This window comes from Bradyrhizobium sp. CCBAU 11386, from assembly GCF_028128955.1.
Taxonomy (GTDB): domain Bacteria; phylum Pseudomonadota; class Alphaproteobacteria; order Rhizobiales; family Xanthobacteraceae; genus Bradyrhizobium.
Genome location: NZ_LBKA01000163.1, coordinates 1 through 15445 on the forward strand (window position 1 = coordinate 1; position 15445 = coordinate 15445).

10 protein-coding genes are annotated in these 15445 nt (G+C 65.8%); 4 read left to right on the forward strand and 6 right to left on the reverse strand.

Features of this window, described 5'->3' with window-relative positions; translation table 11 throughout:
* Window positions 1-141: 141 nt before the first annotated feature.
* Both XI09_RS10530 and XI09_RS10535 read right to left on the reverse strand, forming a co-directional pair.
* Window positions 142-1692: an AMP-binding protein gene (locus tag XI09_RS10530; protein ID WP_271566768.1), complete on the reverse strand. Its 1551-nt coding sequence runs from the start codon at window positions 1690-1692 to the stop codon at window positions 142-144.
* Window positions 1693-1710: 18 nt separating this feature from the next.
* A complete protein-coding gene (locus XI09_RS10535) occupies window positions 1711-2865 on the reverse strand; it encodes an iron-containing alcohol dehydrogenase (protein WP_271566769.1) in 1155 nt (384 codons plus the stop codon).
* Window positions 2866-3231: 366 nt separating this feature from the next.
* Between XI09_RS10535 and XI09_RS10540 the strand changes: the two genes are divergently transcribed.
* The 3 genes from XI09_RS10540 (at window position 3232) to XI09_RS10550 (ending at window position 9097) form a co-directional block, all read left to right on the forward strand.
* Entirely contained in the window at window positions 3232-4449 is a 1218-nt protein-coding gene (locus XI09_RS10540; RefSeq protein ID WP_271566770.1) for an efflux RND transporter periplasmic adaptor subunit, read from the forward strand.
* Window positions 4446-7613: an efflux RND transporter permease subunit gene (locus tag XI09_RS10545; protein ID WP_271566771.1), complete on the forward strand. Its 3168-nt coding sequence runs from the start codon at window positions 4446-4448 to the stop codon at window positions 7611-7613. Before XI09_RS10540 ends, XI09_RS10545 begins: the two co-directional genes overlap by 4 nt.
* A 290-nt stretch (window positions 7614-7903) precedes the next feature.
* Complete coding sequence (locus XI09_RS10550; protein ID WP_271566772.1) at window positions 7904-9097, forward strand: ABC transporter substrate-binding protein; 1194 nt, start codon at window positions 7904-7906, stop codon at window positions 9095-9097.
* A 243-nt stretch (window positions 9098-9340) separates the two neighbouring features.
* On the opposite strand, the gene XI09_RS10555 is transcribed toward XI09_RS10550, so the two are convergent.
* The 4 genes from XI09_RS10555 to XI09_RS10570 are packed head-to-tail and all read right to left on the reverse strand — an operon-like array spanning window position 9341 to window position 13939.
* Window positions 9341-9727, reverse strand: coding sequence for an MAPEG family protein (locus tag XI09_RS10555; RefSeq protein WP_271566773.1), 387 nt, complete (start codon window positions 9725-9727; stop codon window positions 9341-9343).
* 27 nt (window positions 9728-9754) lie between these two features.
* Window positions 9755-10837 carry a lipocalin-like domain-containing protein gene (locus XI09_RS10560; protein ID WP_271566774.1) on the reverse strand — a complete coding sequence of 361 codons (1083 nt, stop codon included), beginning with the start codon at window positions 10835-10837 and terminating at the stop codon, window positions 9755-9757.
* Window positions 10827-13289 carry an FtsX-like permease family protein gene (locus XI09_RS10565; protein WP_271566775.1) on the reverse strand — a complete coding sequence of 821 codons (2463 nt, stop codon included), beginning with the start codon at window positions 13287-13289 and terminating at the stop codon, window positions 10827-10829. Before XI09_RS10565 ends, XI09_RS10560 begins: the two co-directional genes overlap by 11 nt.
* Window positions 13286-13939, reverse strand: a complete 654-nt coding sequence (locus XI09_RS10570; protein WP_271566776.1) for an ABC transporter ATP-binding protein — start codon at window positions 13937-13939, stop codon at window positions 13286-13288. Before XI09_RS10570 ends, XI09_RS10565 begins: the two co-directional genes overlap by 4 nt.
* Before the next feature lie 143 nt (window positions 13940-14082).
* On the opposite strand from XI09_RS10570, the gene XI09_RS10575 reads away from it, so the two are divergent.
* Window positions 14083-15417, forward strand: a complete 1335-nt coding sequence (locus XI09_RS10575; RefSeq protein ID WP_271566777.1) for an MFS transporter — start codon at window positions 14083-14085, stop codon at window positions 15415-15417.
* The last annotated feature ends 28 nt before the right edge of the window (window positions 15418-15445 follow it).

Below are 15445 nucleotides of genomic sequence, written 5' to 3' on the forward strand. Positions count from 1 at the left end.
TTCAGAACCCCGGCAGAGGCCTTCTCCTCTCAACTGTTGCACTTCGAGTGTGAATCCACCTCCTGGCTTTCGCCAGGACGACGCCGAGTTTGATGGAGCGCGCTCGCGCGTATCTCGGCGCTACACGCAACGCGAAGCGCCTCACGCAATCCGCGACTTCTTGTTCCCCCAGTACCGGTCGCGCAGCAACCGCTTGTACAGTTTGCCCGTCGGCAGGCGCGGCAGTTCCTTCTCGAAATCGACCGAGCGCGGCACCTTCTGCCGCGACAGCGACGCCCCGCAGAAGGCGATCAGCTCCTCGGCAAGCACCTCGTCCGGCACCACGCCCGGCATCGGCTGCACCACTGCCTTCACCTCTTCGCCGAGATCGGGATTGGGCACGCCGAACACGGCGGCATCGGCGACCTTCGGGTGGGTGATCAGCAGATTTTCGCATTCCTGCGGATAGATGTTCACGCCGCCCGAGATGATCATGAAGGTGGCGCGGTCGGTGAGGTAGAGGAAGCGATCGGCATCGACATAGCCGACGTCGCCGACCGTGCTCATGCTGCCATCGGCGGAGCGCGCCTCCCTGGTCTTCTCCGGATCGTTGAAATATTCGAAGGGCGAGGCGGTCTTGAACCATACCTGGCCGGGCGTGCCGGTCGGGCATTCCTGCATGTTCTCGTCGAGAATGTGGAGGTTGCCCAGCAGCACCTTGCCGACGGTGCCGCGATGGGCGAGCCACTCCTCGCTGTTGCAGGCGGTGAAGCCGAGGCCCTCGGTCGCGCCGTAATATTCATGGATGATCGGCCCCCACCATTTGATGACGTCGTCCTTGACGAGAGCCGGGCAGGGCGCCGCGGCATGGATCGCGATCTCGAGCGAGGACAGGTCGTAGCGCTTTCGCACCTCTTCCGGCAGCTTCAGCATGCGCGAGAACATCGTCGGCACCAGCTGGGTGTGCGTGATGCCCCACCGCTCGACGAGCTGGAGATAGCGCTCGGGATCGAACGTCTCCATGATGATGACGGTGCCGCCCATGCGGATCGTGAGGTTGACGGCGGCTTGCGGCGCGGAGTGATAGAGCGGCGCCGGCGACAGATAGACCATGCCCTCGCGGTAGTGCCAGAGCTTCGTCAGGAAATCGAACAGCGGCAGATTGTGCTTCGGCGGCTCTTCCGGCAGCGGCCGGAGGATGCCCTTCGGCCGTCCCGTCGTGCCCGACGAGTAGAGCATCGCGGTGCCCAGCCATTCATCCGCGATCGGCGCCTTCGGCAGATCGGCGGTCACCTCGGCAAGGCCGACGATCCGGTCACTCTCGCCGGGGCCGTCTGCGACGATACAGAGTTGGATATCGGGGCAGGCGTTGATCGCCTCGCGCGCGATGTCGAGCTTCGCCACGGAGGTGATCAGGATCTTGGACTGGCTGTTGAGGAGGAGATAGGCGAGCTCGCCCGGCGTCAGGAAGGAGTTGATGCAGGTGTAGTACAGCCCGGACCGCTCGCCGGCGCCGCAGGCCTCGAGATAGCGCGAATTGTTCTCCATGAAGATCGAATAATGGTCGAGGCGCTTCAAGCCGTGCTTGCGGAACAGATGCGCCAGGCGGTTGCTGCGCGCCTCCAACTCGCGATAGGTGACGGTCTCGCCGGTCGCGGCCATGATGAAGGCGGGCTGGAGCGGACGCAGGCGGGCATGGTGACCAGTGTACATCGATCCTCCGGCTTGAGGTTAGGCGGCGAGAAGCAGGATTTCGCGCAACTGCGCGGGGCCGTCGATCTTGCGCGGGTTGCGCGGGATCCAGTTCGTGCGCATCGCCTGCTCGGCGATGGCGTCGAAATGCTCGGGCGAGACGCGCACGTCGGCAAGGCTGCGCGGCATGCCGAGCGAGCGGATGAAGGCGTCGAGCACATCGGCGGCGTTGCGGCCGGGATAGCCCATGGCGGCGGCGACGATCATCTGGCGCTCGGCATTGTCGCGCGCGTTCCAGCGCATCACCGCCGGCAGCATGATGCAGGAAGTGTAGCCGTGCGGCACGTCGAAGGCCGCACCCAGCACGTAGCCGATGCCGTGGCTCGCACCCATCGGCACGCCGGCCGCAAGCGCGCCCATCGACAGCCAAGTGCCGATCTGCGCATCCATCCGCGCGTCGAGGTCGGCAGGATCGGCCTTCACCCGCGGCAGCGCGTCGGCGAGCATGGCAAGGCCCTTGACCGATTGCGCGTCGGCATAAGGGTGCGTCTCGCGCGAGCAGATCGCCTCGACGCAATGGTCCACGGCGCGGATGCCGGTGGACAGGAACAGCCATTCCGGCGTGTGCACGGTGATGGCGGGATCGAGGATGGTCGCGCGCGGCACGGTGAGCGGATGCCGCAGCATCTGCTTCGCATGCGTGCTGCGGTCGGTCACGCCCGCGATCGAGCTGAATTCGCCGCCGGCAATGGTCGTCGGCACGCTGATCTGGCGCACGGCCGGCGCGTTCATCTCCGGCGCGACGCCCTTGTGCACGCGGATGCGCTCGATGCCGTCGATATCGTCGATGCCGTTGGCAAGGCAGAGCTGCACCGCCTTGGCCCCGTCGGTGATCGAGCCGCCGCCCACGGTGACGATCAGATCGGCACCCGCCTCGCGCGCCGCATTGGCGGCGGCAACGACCGCCTCGCGCGGCGTGTGCGCCGGCATGGCGTCGAACAGGCCCGCGCAGCGCGCGCCCAGCGCCTCTCTGATCTTCTCGATTTCGTCGGTCTGCCGGTTCAGCGTGCCGGAGACCATCAGGAAGGCACGGCGCGTCCCCAGCCGGTCCATCTGCGCGACGATGGCGCCTGCCGCAGGATGGCCAAATACGACCTCCTCGATCGCGCCGTAAACGACACGTCCCTGGTGCACGCCTGTCCTCCCGGACAATTCGTCTTGTTTTTGTAAAGAGAAGTCTAGCCGAGCCGCCGCCGCCCGTCATGTGCGAAGACGCTGGGCCTTTTCTTACCCTCCCCCTCCAGGGGAGGGTGGCAGGCGCAGCGCGGAGATCGTGCGCTCCATTCATGTGCCCCGCGAATAAGTCCATTCGCGTCTCGCCGACTAATCGGTGCGTGCGAAGCCGGCTATCTGCCTGTCAACCCATCATCCGGCTAGGTCCTCTCGCCAAGCATTGCGCACTTCGTCGTCTTGAAGAGTTCATCGTCGCATCCCATCTTGTGTCCCCCGCGGGTAGGCGAGTACCCTGCGTTTTCTGCGGCTTTTATGCGAGGACCTGGGATGAGCGGACCGGATGGAAGCGAGCAATTTGTCAAAACGCACGATTTCGTTCGGCCGCGGCCTTACGCCATCGCCGGCCTTCTCGCCGCGGCGTTCGCGCTCACCGGTTGCGGACAGCCGGCCCCGCAAGCCTCTGCCCCGCCGCCTCCGCCGGTGACGGTCGCCCAGCCGGTCAAGCGCACCGTCACCGATTGGGACGAATTCACCGGCCGCTTCGAGGCGGTGGAGGAGGTGCAGGTGCGCCCCCGCGTCGGCGGCTTCGTCAACTCCGTCGAATTCCAGGACGGCGCCATCGTGCACCAGGGCGATCTGCTCTATGTCATCGACCCGCGTCCGTTCGAGGCGGTGGCGGAGCAGGCGGACGGCCAACTCTCCGATGCGCGCGCCAAGGTGGAGCTAGCCAAGCGCGAGCTCGACCGCGGCCTCAACCTGGTGCAGACCAGCGCCGTCTCCGAGCAGGTCGTCGACCAGCGCCGCCAGGCCTTGCAGGCGGCTCACGCGGCGGAAGTGCAGGCCGAAGGCGCGCTCAAGGCTGCCAAGCTCAACATCGAATTCACGCATGTGACCGCGCCCCTCACAGGCCGCGTCAGCCGCCATCTCGTCAGCTCCGGCAATCTGGTGCAGGGCAGCGACAACGGAACGTCGACGCTGCTGACATCGATCGTCACGCTCGATCCGATCTACGTCTATTTCGACATGGATGAGACGACGTTCATCAAATACAGCAAGCTGTGGTTCGAAGGCCGGCGCCCGAGCTCGCGCGATACGGCGAACCCGGTGCAGGTAACGCTGGCCGGCGAAACCAAGCCCTCGCATGAGGGCACCATCAACTTCCTCGACAACCGCCTCGATGTCTCCACCGGGACCCTGCGCAGCCGCGCCGTGATCAAGAACACCGATCTGTCGATCCTGCCCGGCCAGTTCGGCCGCGTCCGTCTGATCGGCAGCGCGCCCTATGAGGCGCTGCTGATCCCGGATGTCGCTGTTGCGACCGACCAGTCCCGCAAGATCGTGTTCGTGGTCAAGCCTGATGACACCGTCGAAGCGCGCCCCGTGGTGCTTGGGCCGATCGACGACGGCCTGCGGGTGATCCGCGAAGGGCTGAAGGCCGACGACCGCGTCATCGTCAACGGCATCCAGCGGGCCCGCGTCGGCGCCAAGGTGGCGCCGTCTGCCGCGCAGGCGCCGGCCGGCGGCAAGCCCGGTGACAAGTCATGAATCTTGGCCGTCTCTCCATCAACCAGCCCATCCTGGCGATGGTGCTGTCGATCGTGCTCCTGATCGTCGGTGCGCTGGCCTACACCACGCTGCCGGTCTCCGAATATCCGCAAGTGGTGCCGCCGACGGTCGTCGTCACCACGCAATATCCCGGCGCCTCCGCGCAGACCGTGTCCGACACGGTCGCAGCTCCCATCGAGCAGCAGATCAACGGCGTCGAGGACATGCTGTATCTCTACAGCCAGGCGACCTCGAACGGGCAGCTGACGATCACAGTCACCTTCAAGCTCGGCACCGACCTCGACAAGGCGCAGGTGCTGGTGCAGAACCGTGTCGCGATCGCGCAGCCGCAATTGCCGGACGAGGTGCAGCGCAACGGCGTCGTCACCCGCAAGAACTCCCCCGACATCCTGATGGTCGTGTTCATGCTGTCGCCCGACGACAGCTTCGATCAGCTCTACATCTCCAACTACGCGCTGCTCCAGGTTCGTGACCAGCTGCTGCGGATCGACGGCGTCGGCGACATCCAGATCTTTGGCGCGCGCGACTATTCGATGCGGCTGTGGCTCGATCCGGACCGGATCGCCAATCTCGGCCTGACCTCGACCGAGGTGCTGGCGGCAATCCGAGCCCAGAACGTGCAGATCGCGGGCGGTCAGATCGCCGAGCCGCCGATCGCCGACCGTGCCTTCCAGCCGAACCTGACGTTCACGGGGCGCCTGAAGGACCAGAAGCAGTTTGAGGACATCCTGATCAAGGCGGGCTCCGACGGCCGCACGGTGCGGCTGCGCGACGTCGCCCGCATCGAGCTCGGTGCGCTGGCGTATTCCACCAACAGCTTCCTGTTGCGCAAGTCGGCGGTCGCGATGCTGGTGACGCAGCGGCCGGGATCGAACGCGCTCGCGACGGCCAAGAACATCTCCGACACGATGACGAAGCTCAAGGAGAGTTTTCCGAAGGGTCTCGACTACAATATCGGCTACAACCCGACCGAATTCATCGCGCAGTCCGTCCATGAGCTGATCAAGACCATCTACGAGGCCATGCTGCTCGTGGTCGTCGTCGTGCTGGTGTTCCTGCAGGGATGGCGGCCGGCGATCATCCCGATCATCGCGATCCCGGTGTCGCTGGTCGGCACCTTTGCGGTGATGGCGGCGCTCGGCTTCTCCATCAACAATCTCACCTTGTTTGGCCTCGTGCTAGCGGTCGGCATCGTGGTCGACGACGCCATCGTTGTGGTGGAAAATGTGGAGCGCCATCTCGAGCACGGCCTGAGCCGGCGCGATGCCGCGCTCAAGACCATGGAAGAGGTCGGCGGCGCGCTGGTCTCGATCGCGCTGGTGCTGTGCGCGGTGTTCGTGCCCACCGCGTTCATAGGGGGCATTTCCGGTCAGTTCTTCCAGCAATTCGCCGTCACCATTGCGGTCGCGACCGCGATCTCCTGCTTCTGCTCGCTGACGCTGTCGCCGGCGCTGGCCTCGCAGATCCTGACGCCGCACGAGGAGAAGCGGCCGCCGGCGAGCTGGAACGTCATCGCGCGCGGCTGGAATGCCTTCACTGGCGTCTTCAACCGCACGTTCGACCGTCTGGCGCATGGCTATGCGGGCCTTGCCAATTTCGTGATCCGGCATTCGGTGGTGATGATCCTGGTCTACGTCGTGCTGATCGGCAGCGCCGGCTGGCTGATCGTGACCACGCCGCAGGGCTTCATTCCGGCGCAGGACCGCGGCTACGTCATCATATCCGTGCAATTGCCGGGGGCGGCTTCGCTGGCGCGCACCACGGAGGTCGTGCGCGAGATCGAGCGGATCTCGCTGGACACGCCGGGCATCGTCCGCGTCGCGGCCTTTGCCGGCTTCTCGGGCGCGACGCGCACCCAGGCCGGTAATGCAGCGGCGCTATTTCCGGTGTTCGACGAGCCTGAGGTGCGGATGAAGAAGGGATTGTCTGCGAACGCCATCACGGTCGAGCTGCGCAAGCGCCTGGCCGCGATCCAGGGCGCCTTCATCATCGTGATTCCGCCGCCGGCCGTGCCCGGCATCGGCACCGGCGGCGGCTTCACCATCCGCATCCAGGACCGCCAGGGTCGCGGGCCTGAGCTGCTCGCCGCCGCCACCGACGAGCTCGTCGCCGCGGCGCGCAAATCGCCCTTGCTGCTCGCTCCGACGGTGTTCTCGCCGTTCTCAGCCAACACGCCGCAGCTGTTCGTCGACATCGACCGCACCAAGGCGCAGAAGCTCAGCGTTCCCATCGCCAACATCAACGACACGATCCAGACCTATTTCGGATCGACCTATGTCAACGACTTCAACCTGTTCGGCCGCACCTATCACGTCACCGCGCAGGCCGATTTCCCGTTCCGGAAAGAACCGAGCGACCTCGCGCGGTTGCGCACGCGCAACGCTTCCGGCGACATGGTGATGCTGGGCAGCGTGGTCGAGTTCAAGGATGTTTCCGGCCCTGACCGCGTCGCGCGCTACAATCTCTATGCAGCATCCGAGCTCCAGGGCGAGCCAGCGCCGGGCGTGAGCTCGACCACGGCGCTCAACACCGTCAAGCAGCTCGCGGACGACACCTTGCCGAGCGGCTTCTCCTTCGAGTGGACGGATCTCTCCTACCAGCAGGTCACCGGCGGCAATGCCGGCCTGCTCGTGTTCCCGATCTGCGTGCTGTTCGTCTATCTCGTGCTCGCCGCGCAATATGGCAGCTGGACCCTTCCGTTCGCGGTCATCCTGATCGTGCCGATGTGCCTGTTGGCCGCCACCATCGGCGTGCGCATCATGGGCCAGGACGTCAACATCCTCACCCAGATCGGCTTCGTCGTGCTGGTCGGACTGGCGGCGAAGAACGCGATCCTGATCGTCGAGTTCGCGCGCGACATCGAGAACGAAGGCAAGCCGCGGCTCGAGGCCGTGATCGAAGCCTGCCGCCTGCGCCTGCGGCCGATCCTGATGACGTCCTTCGCCTTCATCCTCGGCGTGCTGCCGCTGGTGATCTCGAGCGGCTCCGGCTCGGAGATGCGTCAGGCCGTCGGCGTCGCCGTGTTCTTCGGCATGATCGGCGTAACCCTGTTCGGGCTTCTGTTCACGCCGATCTTCTACGTGGTGGTCCGGAACCTGGCCGAGGGACGGCGCGACAAGAAGCCGGAGGTCGTCGCCTCCTAGGTGTTGGTGATGGCCACCCGCGTAATCTCAACAATGGTGTCGTCCCCGCGAAGGCGGGGACCCATAACCCCAGGGAGGAGTTTGGCGCGAATCTGGCAACCACGCGCCTTCGCAAAACTCAATCCTGTGGCTATGGATCCCGGATCTGCGCTGACGCTTGTCCGGGACGACACCGATTGTTTGGCACACGCCCTCCATACTAACGACCAACACGCAATGGATGGGCAGGGCCGGGGTTCTTCACTAGTATCCGCGCGATTTCAAAACAGAACACTGCTGGGAGCTAATACATGAAATCAGCCCTTCTGGCCGCCGTCGCAACCTCGGCCCTGCTGCTGGCGGCGCCGGCCTCCGCGCAAGGCGTCAAGATCGGCATCCTCAACGACCAGTCCGGCGTCTATGCCGACTACGGCGGCAAATGGTCGGTCGAAGCCGCCAGGATGGCGATCGAGGACTTTGGCGGCGAGGTGCTCGGCCAGAAGATCGAGCTCGTCACCGCCGACCACCAGAACAAGCCGGATCTGGCGAGCTCGATCGCGCGGCGCTGGTATGATGTCGAGAACGTCGACATGATCACGGAGCTGACGACCTCCTCGGTCGCGCTCGCGATCCACGAGCTCTCCAAGGAAAAGAAGAAGATCGACATCGTGGTGGGCGCCGCGACCTCGCGTCTCACCGGCGATGCCTGCCAGCCCTACGGCTTCCATTGGGCCTACGACACCCGCGCGCTCGGCGTCGGCACCGGCGGCGCGCTGACCAAGGCGGGCGGCGACACCTGGTTCTTCCTCACCGCGGACTACGCCTTCGGCTACGCGCTGGAGAAGGACACCAGCGAGATCGTCATGGCCAATGGCGGCAAGGTGGTCGGCTCCGTCCGCGTGCCGCTCAATTCCTCGGACTTCTCTTCCTTCCTGCTTCAGGCGCAGAGCTCGAAGGCGAAGATCGTGGGCCTTGCCAATGCCGGCCTCGACACCACCAACTCGATCAAGCAGGCGTCCGAGTTCGGCATCGTCTCCAGCGGCCAGAAGCTCGCCGGCCTGTTGATGACGCTCGCCGAGGTGAACGGCCTCGGCCTGCAGGCCGCGCAAGGCCTGGTGCTGACCGAGGGCTATTACTGGGATCTCAACGACAAGACCCGCAATCTCGGCGAACGCTTCCTCAAGCGCACCGGACGGATGCCGAGCATGATCCACGCCGGCACCTATTCGGCGACGCTGAGCTATCTGAAAGCGGTCAAGGCCGCCGGCTCCAAGGATCCGGAAGCCGTCGCCAAGAAGCTGAAGGAGCTGCCGGTCGACGACGACTTCGCGCAAGGCGGCAAGGTGCTCGAGAACGGCCGCATGGTCCACGACATGTATCTGTTCGAGGTCAAGAAGCCCGCGGAGTCGAAGAAGCCCTGGGACTATTACAAGCTGCTCGCCACCGTCCCCGGCGACAAGGCATTCTTCACCGCCAAGGAAAGCGGCTGCCCGCTGACGAAGTGAGGCGAGGACCGCGCCAATAACTCAGTGTCGTCCCGGACAAGCGCAGCCCTTGGCAACGCGTAGCGTTGTCGAGGGCGGAGCGCAGATCCGGGACCCATAGCCACAGGCCGACGTGGTTACGGGGACTCGGAGTTACCAGCTTGCGCCACAACTTTTCCCTGTGGTTATGGGTCCCGGATCGGCGCGCGCCTTAAGGGCGCGCTTGTCCGGGACGACAGCGGAATTTGTGGTCGCAGCCCCGCCTCATACCAGCCGCGACACCACCGCCCCGATCGCCCCTACCCACAGCGCAATGGCGGCGAGCGCCTGGATGAAGAAGCCCGGGCCGCGCTTTGCGGCGGCCTTCGAATAGCCGATGAAATAGACGATGCGGCCGACAATCCAGAGCGCGCCGATCCCGGCTGCGACGGCGTCGCTGATGTAGATCGCGAACAGCCACAGCGACGGCAGGACAATCGGCATCCATTCCAGCGTGTTCATCTGGATACGGAAGGCGCGCTCGAAATCCGGATGGCCCGACATCGCCGGCACCTTGACGCCGGTCTTGGTGCGCGAGCGTGACACGTTGATGCAGGTGAAGAAGTAAAATGCAATCGCCAGCAGCGTGACGAGGGCGGTGAGGTGATACATCGCTCGCTTCCTTGAAGAGGTCGCGCTTCAATACCCGGTCAGCTCGAGATAGCCAACACCGTCATGCGTGCCGGCAAAGCTGATCGGCCCTTCCCAATAGGAGAAGCCGGTCCCCATCCAGGCCTTTGGATTGAGCGGCTTGCAGGAAATCGAAAACGAGCGTGAGGGGATCGCGATCTGCCACTCCACCGGCAGCCTGCGCCCCGCAACCTCCATTGTTGCCTTCGGCATCATCTGGATGTCGTTGCCCGCGATCATCTGTGTGCTGCCGGTGGCGGTGATCCAGTTGCCGAACGGATAGTCCTTGCCGTCCTTCTGCCGCAGCCGGTACAGCATCAGCTTGTCGCCGGACGCAAGATGCAGCGACAGCCAATCCCAGCCGGTCTGGTCGGCGTCGAGCGGCTGGCTGCTCCACTCGCGGTCCATCCAGGCCTGCCCCGACACATCGACCGGCTTGTCGTCGATGGCGAGCGTGCCGCGCGCGCGGTAGAACGGTTGGCTGTAGTAGTAGGACGCCTGGCCGCGCTCCGACTTGCGGCTGAAGCCGCCATCGCCCTGCAATGCGACCGCACGATCGGCCTCCAACGTGAGGGCATAACTGAAGTCGATGCCGGAGGCCTTCAGCGTCAGCGGCGCCAGTGTGCGATCGTCGGTGCGATCAAGACCCTTCATCTCCCAATCGTCGATCCACGCCGCGAACGGCTGTGCCGTGACGCCGGCCTGCCCGATCCCGCCGCGCGAAAACAGCTCGTTGAAGCGATGGGTGTCGGCGCGCGTCACCGCGGCATGCGCCATCCAGATTTGCTGATTGGCCCAGCCTTCCCCTTGCGGTCCCGGCTGTGCCGCCTGGCGGAACAGCGTCCATTGCAGGCCGCAAGGTGCACCTCGGCTGTCGACGAGGTTCGCCGTGAGATACCACCACTCGATGCGAAACTCCGGATGCGGTCCGTGATCGTCGGGGAAGGCGAACGTCTTCCCCGGCGTGACCTTCGCAAAACCGTCCGCGGTCTCGCCGAGCCCGGCATAGCCTTGCGCGCCGGCGTGGCGCGCGAGAGCGAGCGCGGCAATGCCGCCGGCAAACGCGCGCCGCGAGATCTTGTCAGCGCTCATTGGCAAACACCTTGACGAGGTTCGCCGGCTGCATCCGCGCCAGCCGCGCGACCGGCAGCGCTGCGGCAAGCAGGGAGGCGGCTAGCGCGACCGCGACCAGCTCGACGAGTTGCAGCGGAAACACATGGAACGGCAGCCGCCAGCCGAACGCCTTCACATTGACGATCGCGATCAGGCACCATGCCACGATCAGCCCGAGCGGCACGGCCAGCAGCGCCGTGAACAGCGCCACCGACAGCGTCTTGGTCAGCTCGATCGCGGCAAGGCGTGGCCGCGTGATGCCGATCGCCCACAGCGGCGCAAGCTGCGGCAGGCGGGAGTTGGCCAGCGTCAAAAGGCTGGTCAGCAGCGCGATGCCGGCGACACCGAGCGTGAACGCATTCAATGCGGACGTCACCGCAAAAGTGCGGTTGAAGATGCGGATCGACTCCGCCTTTACCGTCGCCTGGTCGGCAACGCTGCGGTCGTCGAGCGCAAACTGCTTCTGCAAGGCCGCGATCAGGCCCGGAATGTTGTCTCGTGGGACAATGAGCCCGATCCGCGTCTGCGGCGTCTGCGGAAAATGCCGGATCAGCGCCGCGACGTTCACGGCGAGCTGTCCCTTGGGATTGCCGTAATCGGCATAGATGCCGACGATGTCGAGCTCCCAGGTCCCGCCCGGCGCGGGCACCTCGACGACGTCGCCGACGCGAATGTTCAGCCGCCGGCTCAACTGCTCGCTGATGAAGGCGGCATTGCCCGGCACGAGCCGGGTCCAGGCGCGCGGCGCAGTCTCCAGCAGCGGCCAGCGCTCGCGATAGAGCGTCTGATCGGGCAGGCCAAGCAGCTCCACCGGCTGGCCCTGAACTTGCGTCTCGGCGCGGCCGCCCGACAGGATCGCCTGGACTTCGCTGCGCTCCTTCAACCAGTTCCGGATCGCAACGCCTTGTGCATTGTCGGAGGCGCTGATGTAGACGTCGGCCGCGAGCCGTCCGTTGAGCCAGCCGACAAAAGTGCGGCTGAACGTTTCCACCATGGTGGAGACGCCGACATTGACGGCGAGGGCGAGCAGCAGCGCCATCAGCGCGAGCGACAGCCCGGAGAGCTGCTGCCGGCTGTCGGCCCAGAACCACAGCGCGAGCGGTCCTCGCGCGCCGCGCTGGCCCACGCGCAGGATGATGTCGAGGAAGGCCGGCAGGATCAGCGCCGCGCCCAGCATCAACGCCGCCAGCACGCCAAAGCCTGCGATCAGCGACTCGCCATAGTGAAGCAGCAGCAGCGCGACCGCGAATACCATGCACGCCGCAACGCTTTGCAGGATCAGCCAGCGGCGCTGCCTCTGCTGCCAGGCATACGGTTGCGCGGTGGCCAGCACCGGCATCCGGATCGCCTTGATCAGGCTGGTCGCCGCCGCAACAAGCGCGCCGGCAACGCTGATGCCGATGCCGGCGAGCCACCATTCAGGCCGCAGCGTGAGTTGCCCCGGGATCTGCGCGCCATAGAGCCCGCGCAGCGACGCCGCGACGTCGGGCAACAGCGCAGCCGCGATGAAATAGCCGCAGACGAGCCCGATCAGTCCGGCGACCAGCGCCAGCGCCACCAGCTCAATCACCAGCACCGTGTTGACGAGGCGCGCCGAGGCGCCGCAGGCCCGCAACGTGCGCAGCATCGGCAGCCGCTGCTCGAAGGCAAGACCCACGGCCGAATTGACGATGAACAGGCCGACGAAGAACGACAACAGGCCGAAGGCGGTGAGGTTGAGATGGAAACTGTCGGTGAGGCGCTCCAGCTCCGTCTCCGCATTCGGCTCGATCCGTTGCAGCCGGTCACCGACGACGCTCGCCAGCGGCGCGGGCTTGCCCTTCGGCTTGCCGATCAGGAGGCGAGACACTTGGTCCGGTTTGTTCAGGAGCTTCTGCGCCACGCCGATATCGACCACCAGGACGTCGGGCACGAGCTGCGGCTGCACGTGCAGTGGCGGCAGTGTTGCGCCGCTGCTGATCGGCGGCGCCGCGCCTTCCTGCTCGTGCAAATCGCTCAGCGTCTCCTTCGCCACCAGGGTCCGGCCGGGCGACGCGACGAAGCTCGTCAGGTCCGCGGCACCGAGGCGCGGCGCGTTGCCGACGTCCACTGGCAGCGTCACCGGCTCGATGCCGAGCAGCCGCACCGAGCGCCCGTTGATCTGGACGCGGCCTTCCAGCACCGGCGAGACCGGCCAGCCTGCGCGGCGGAGCCGGACGAACAGGTCTTGCGAAAAGGTCGCGATATCAGGCGCGACCAGCATCGCCGTGCGTGCGCCGCCGAACGTTGCCGCGGCGCGGTCATAGGCATTGCGGGCCTGCTGGTTGATCGCCTGCACGCCGCTCCACAGCGCGGTTGCGGCGATCAGCCCGATCAGAAGCGTCGCGAACTGCATCCTGTGCCGCCGCCAATGGCTCAGGAGCACCGCGAGGACCCACAGCGCGCGCTTCATGTGATCCGCCCCGCATGCAGGGTGAGGTGGCGGTCGAGCGTAGCGGCCAGATGCAGGCTGTGCGTCACCATCAGGAAGCCGCAGCCGGTGCGCGTGACGAGGTCGCGCGTCAGCGCCAGCACGTCCTCGGCGGTCGCTTCATCCAGATTTCCGGTCGGCTCGTCCGCGAGCAGCAGCGAGGGTTTTGTCGCCAGCGCCCGGCCGATCGCGACCCGCTGCTGCTGGCCGCCGGACAATTGCTCGGGATAGCGCTTCAGGAGGGTTCCGAGCCCGAGCCGTTCGACCAGCTCCCTGGACCAGGCCGCGTCATGCCGGCCGGCGATCCGCGCCTGGAAAGCCAGATTGTCCGCGACCGACAGGCTCGGGATCAGGTTGTACTGCTGGAACACGAGGCCGATCCGGTCGCGCCGCAAGCTCGCGCGCCCCGCGTCCGACAGCTTGGTGACCTCGATGTCCTCCAGCCGGATCGAGCCGCCGTCGGCAGCGTCGAGCCCGGCGATCAGGTGCAGCAGCGTGCTCTTGCCGCTGCCGGATTCGCCGGTCAGCGCGACGCGTTCGCCGGCCTTGAGGTCAAGGTCGACGCCGCGCAGCACGTGGACCGGTTCGGCGGCCGAGGAGAACGTCTTGGAGAGATTTCGGATGCTCAGCACGATGAATGGCGCCGGACGGAATTAACGGAAATGCTGCGTAGCACACCTGCCGTGGAAATGCCGGGGTTGCGTTGCCGTCGAAGCCGTTGTTAGCTCCAACAACGGCCAAATCAAAAAAGTGCCAAAAAGACACGGGGAGAACGATGAGCGCTCAGGGAACGCCCATGGTGGCGGGCAAGACGACAACATCCGGGGAAACACCAAAGGGCGCCTGGACGGTCACCTTTCTGCTGTTTCTGTTCATGCTGGTCAACTTCGCCGACAAGATCGTCGTCGGCCTCGCCGGCGTGCCGATCATGGCGGACCTGAAGCTCGAGCCGGAGCAGTTCGGCCTGCTCGGGTCTTCGTTCTTCTTCCTGTTCTCGATCTCGGCCATCGTAGTCGGTTTCATCGTCAACAAGGTGCCGACGCGCTGGGTGCTCCTGAGTCTCGCGGTGGTCTGGGCGCTGGCGCAGTTTCCGATGGTCGGCACCGTCTCCTTCACCACGCTGCTGGTCTGCCGCATCGTGCTGGGCGCCGGCGAAGGCCCGGCCTTCTCGGTCGCCGCGCACGCCATCTACAAATGGTTCCCCGACGAGAAGCGCACGCTGCCGACTGCGATCCTGTCGCAAGGCTCGGCCTTCGGCGTCATCCTCGCGGTGCCGGCGCTGAACTGGGTCATCGTCAATCACTCCTGGCACTACGCCTTCGGCGCGCTCGGCGTCGTCGGCCTGGTCTGGGTCTGTGCCTGGCTTGCGCTCGGCAAGGAAGGTCCGCTGGAGGACACGCAGGCCCTTGCCGCCACCGAGACGAAGATTCCCTATCTTCAGCTTCTCACCTCGCGCACCTTCGTCGGCTGCGTCGCGGCGACCTTCGGGGCTTATTGGGCGCTGTCGCTCGGGCTGACCTGGTTCACGCCGTTCATCATCAAGGGCCTCGGCTTCTCGCAGAGCCAGGCCGGCTGGATTTCGACCCTGCCCTGGGTGTTCGGCGCCACCATCGTGATTCTGACGGGCTGGATCTCGCAACTGATGATGGCCCGTGGCTCGACCACGCGCGTCGCCCGCGGCGTGCTCGGCTCGGTCCCGTTGATCGTCGGCGGCCTGATCCTGGCGGCGATGCCGCATGTCCAGGGCGCCGGCCTCCAGCTCGCCTTGCTCGTGGTCGGAACGGGCCTGTGCGGCGCGATCTACGTCGTCTGTCCGCCTATGCTCGGCGAATTCACGCCGTCGTCGCAGCGCGGCGCGATCCTGGCAATCTACGGCGCGCTCTACACGCTCTCGGGCATCATCGCGCCCGCTGTGATGGGCACCGTGATCCAGCGCGCCGGCAACATGCTCGACGGCTACATGACCGGCTTCACCATCAACGCCGCGATCATGGTCGGCTCCGGCCTGCTCGGCCTGCTCCTGCTCTGGCCGAACACGGAACGCGCGAGGCTGACGCGCGGTGCCGCCCCGCAGGCAGCGGCGCTTAAGGGTGCAGTGTCGCCGACGTAAGGGCGGCGCTGCTCGCCTCAACCACAAC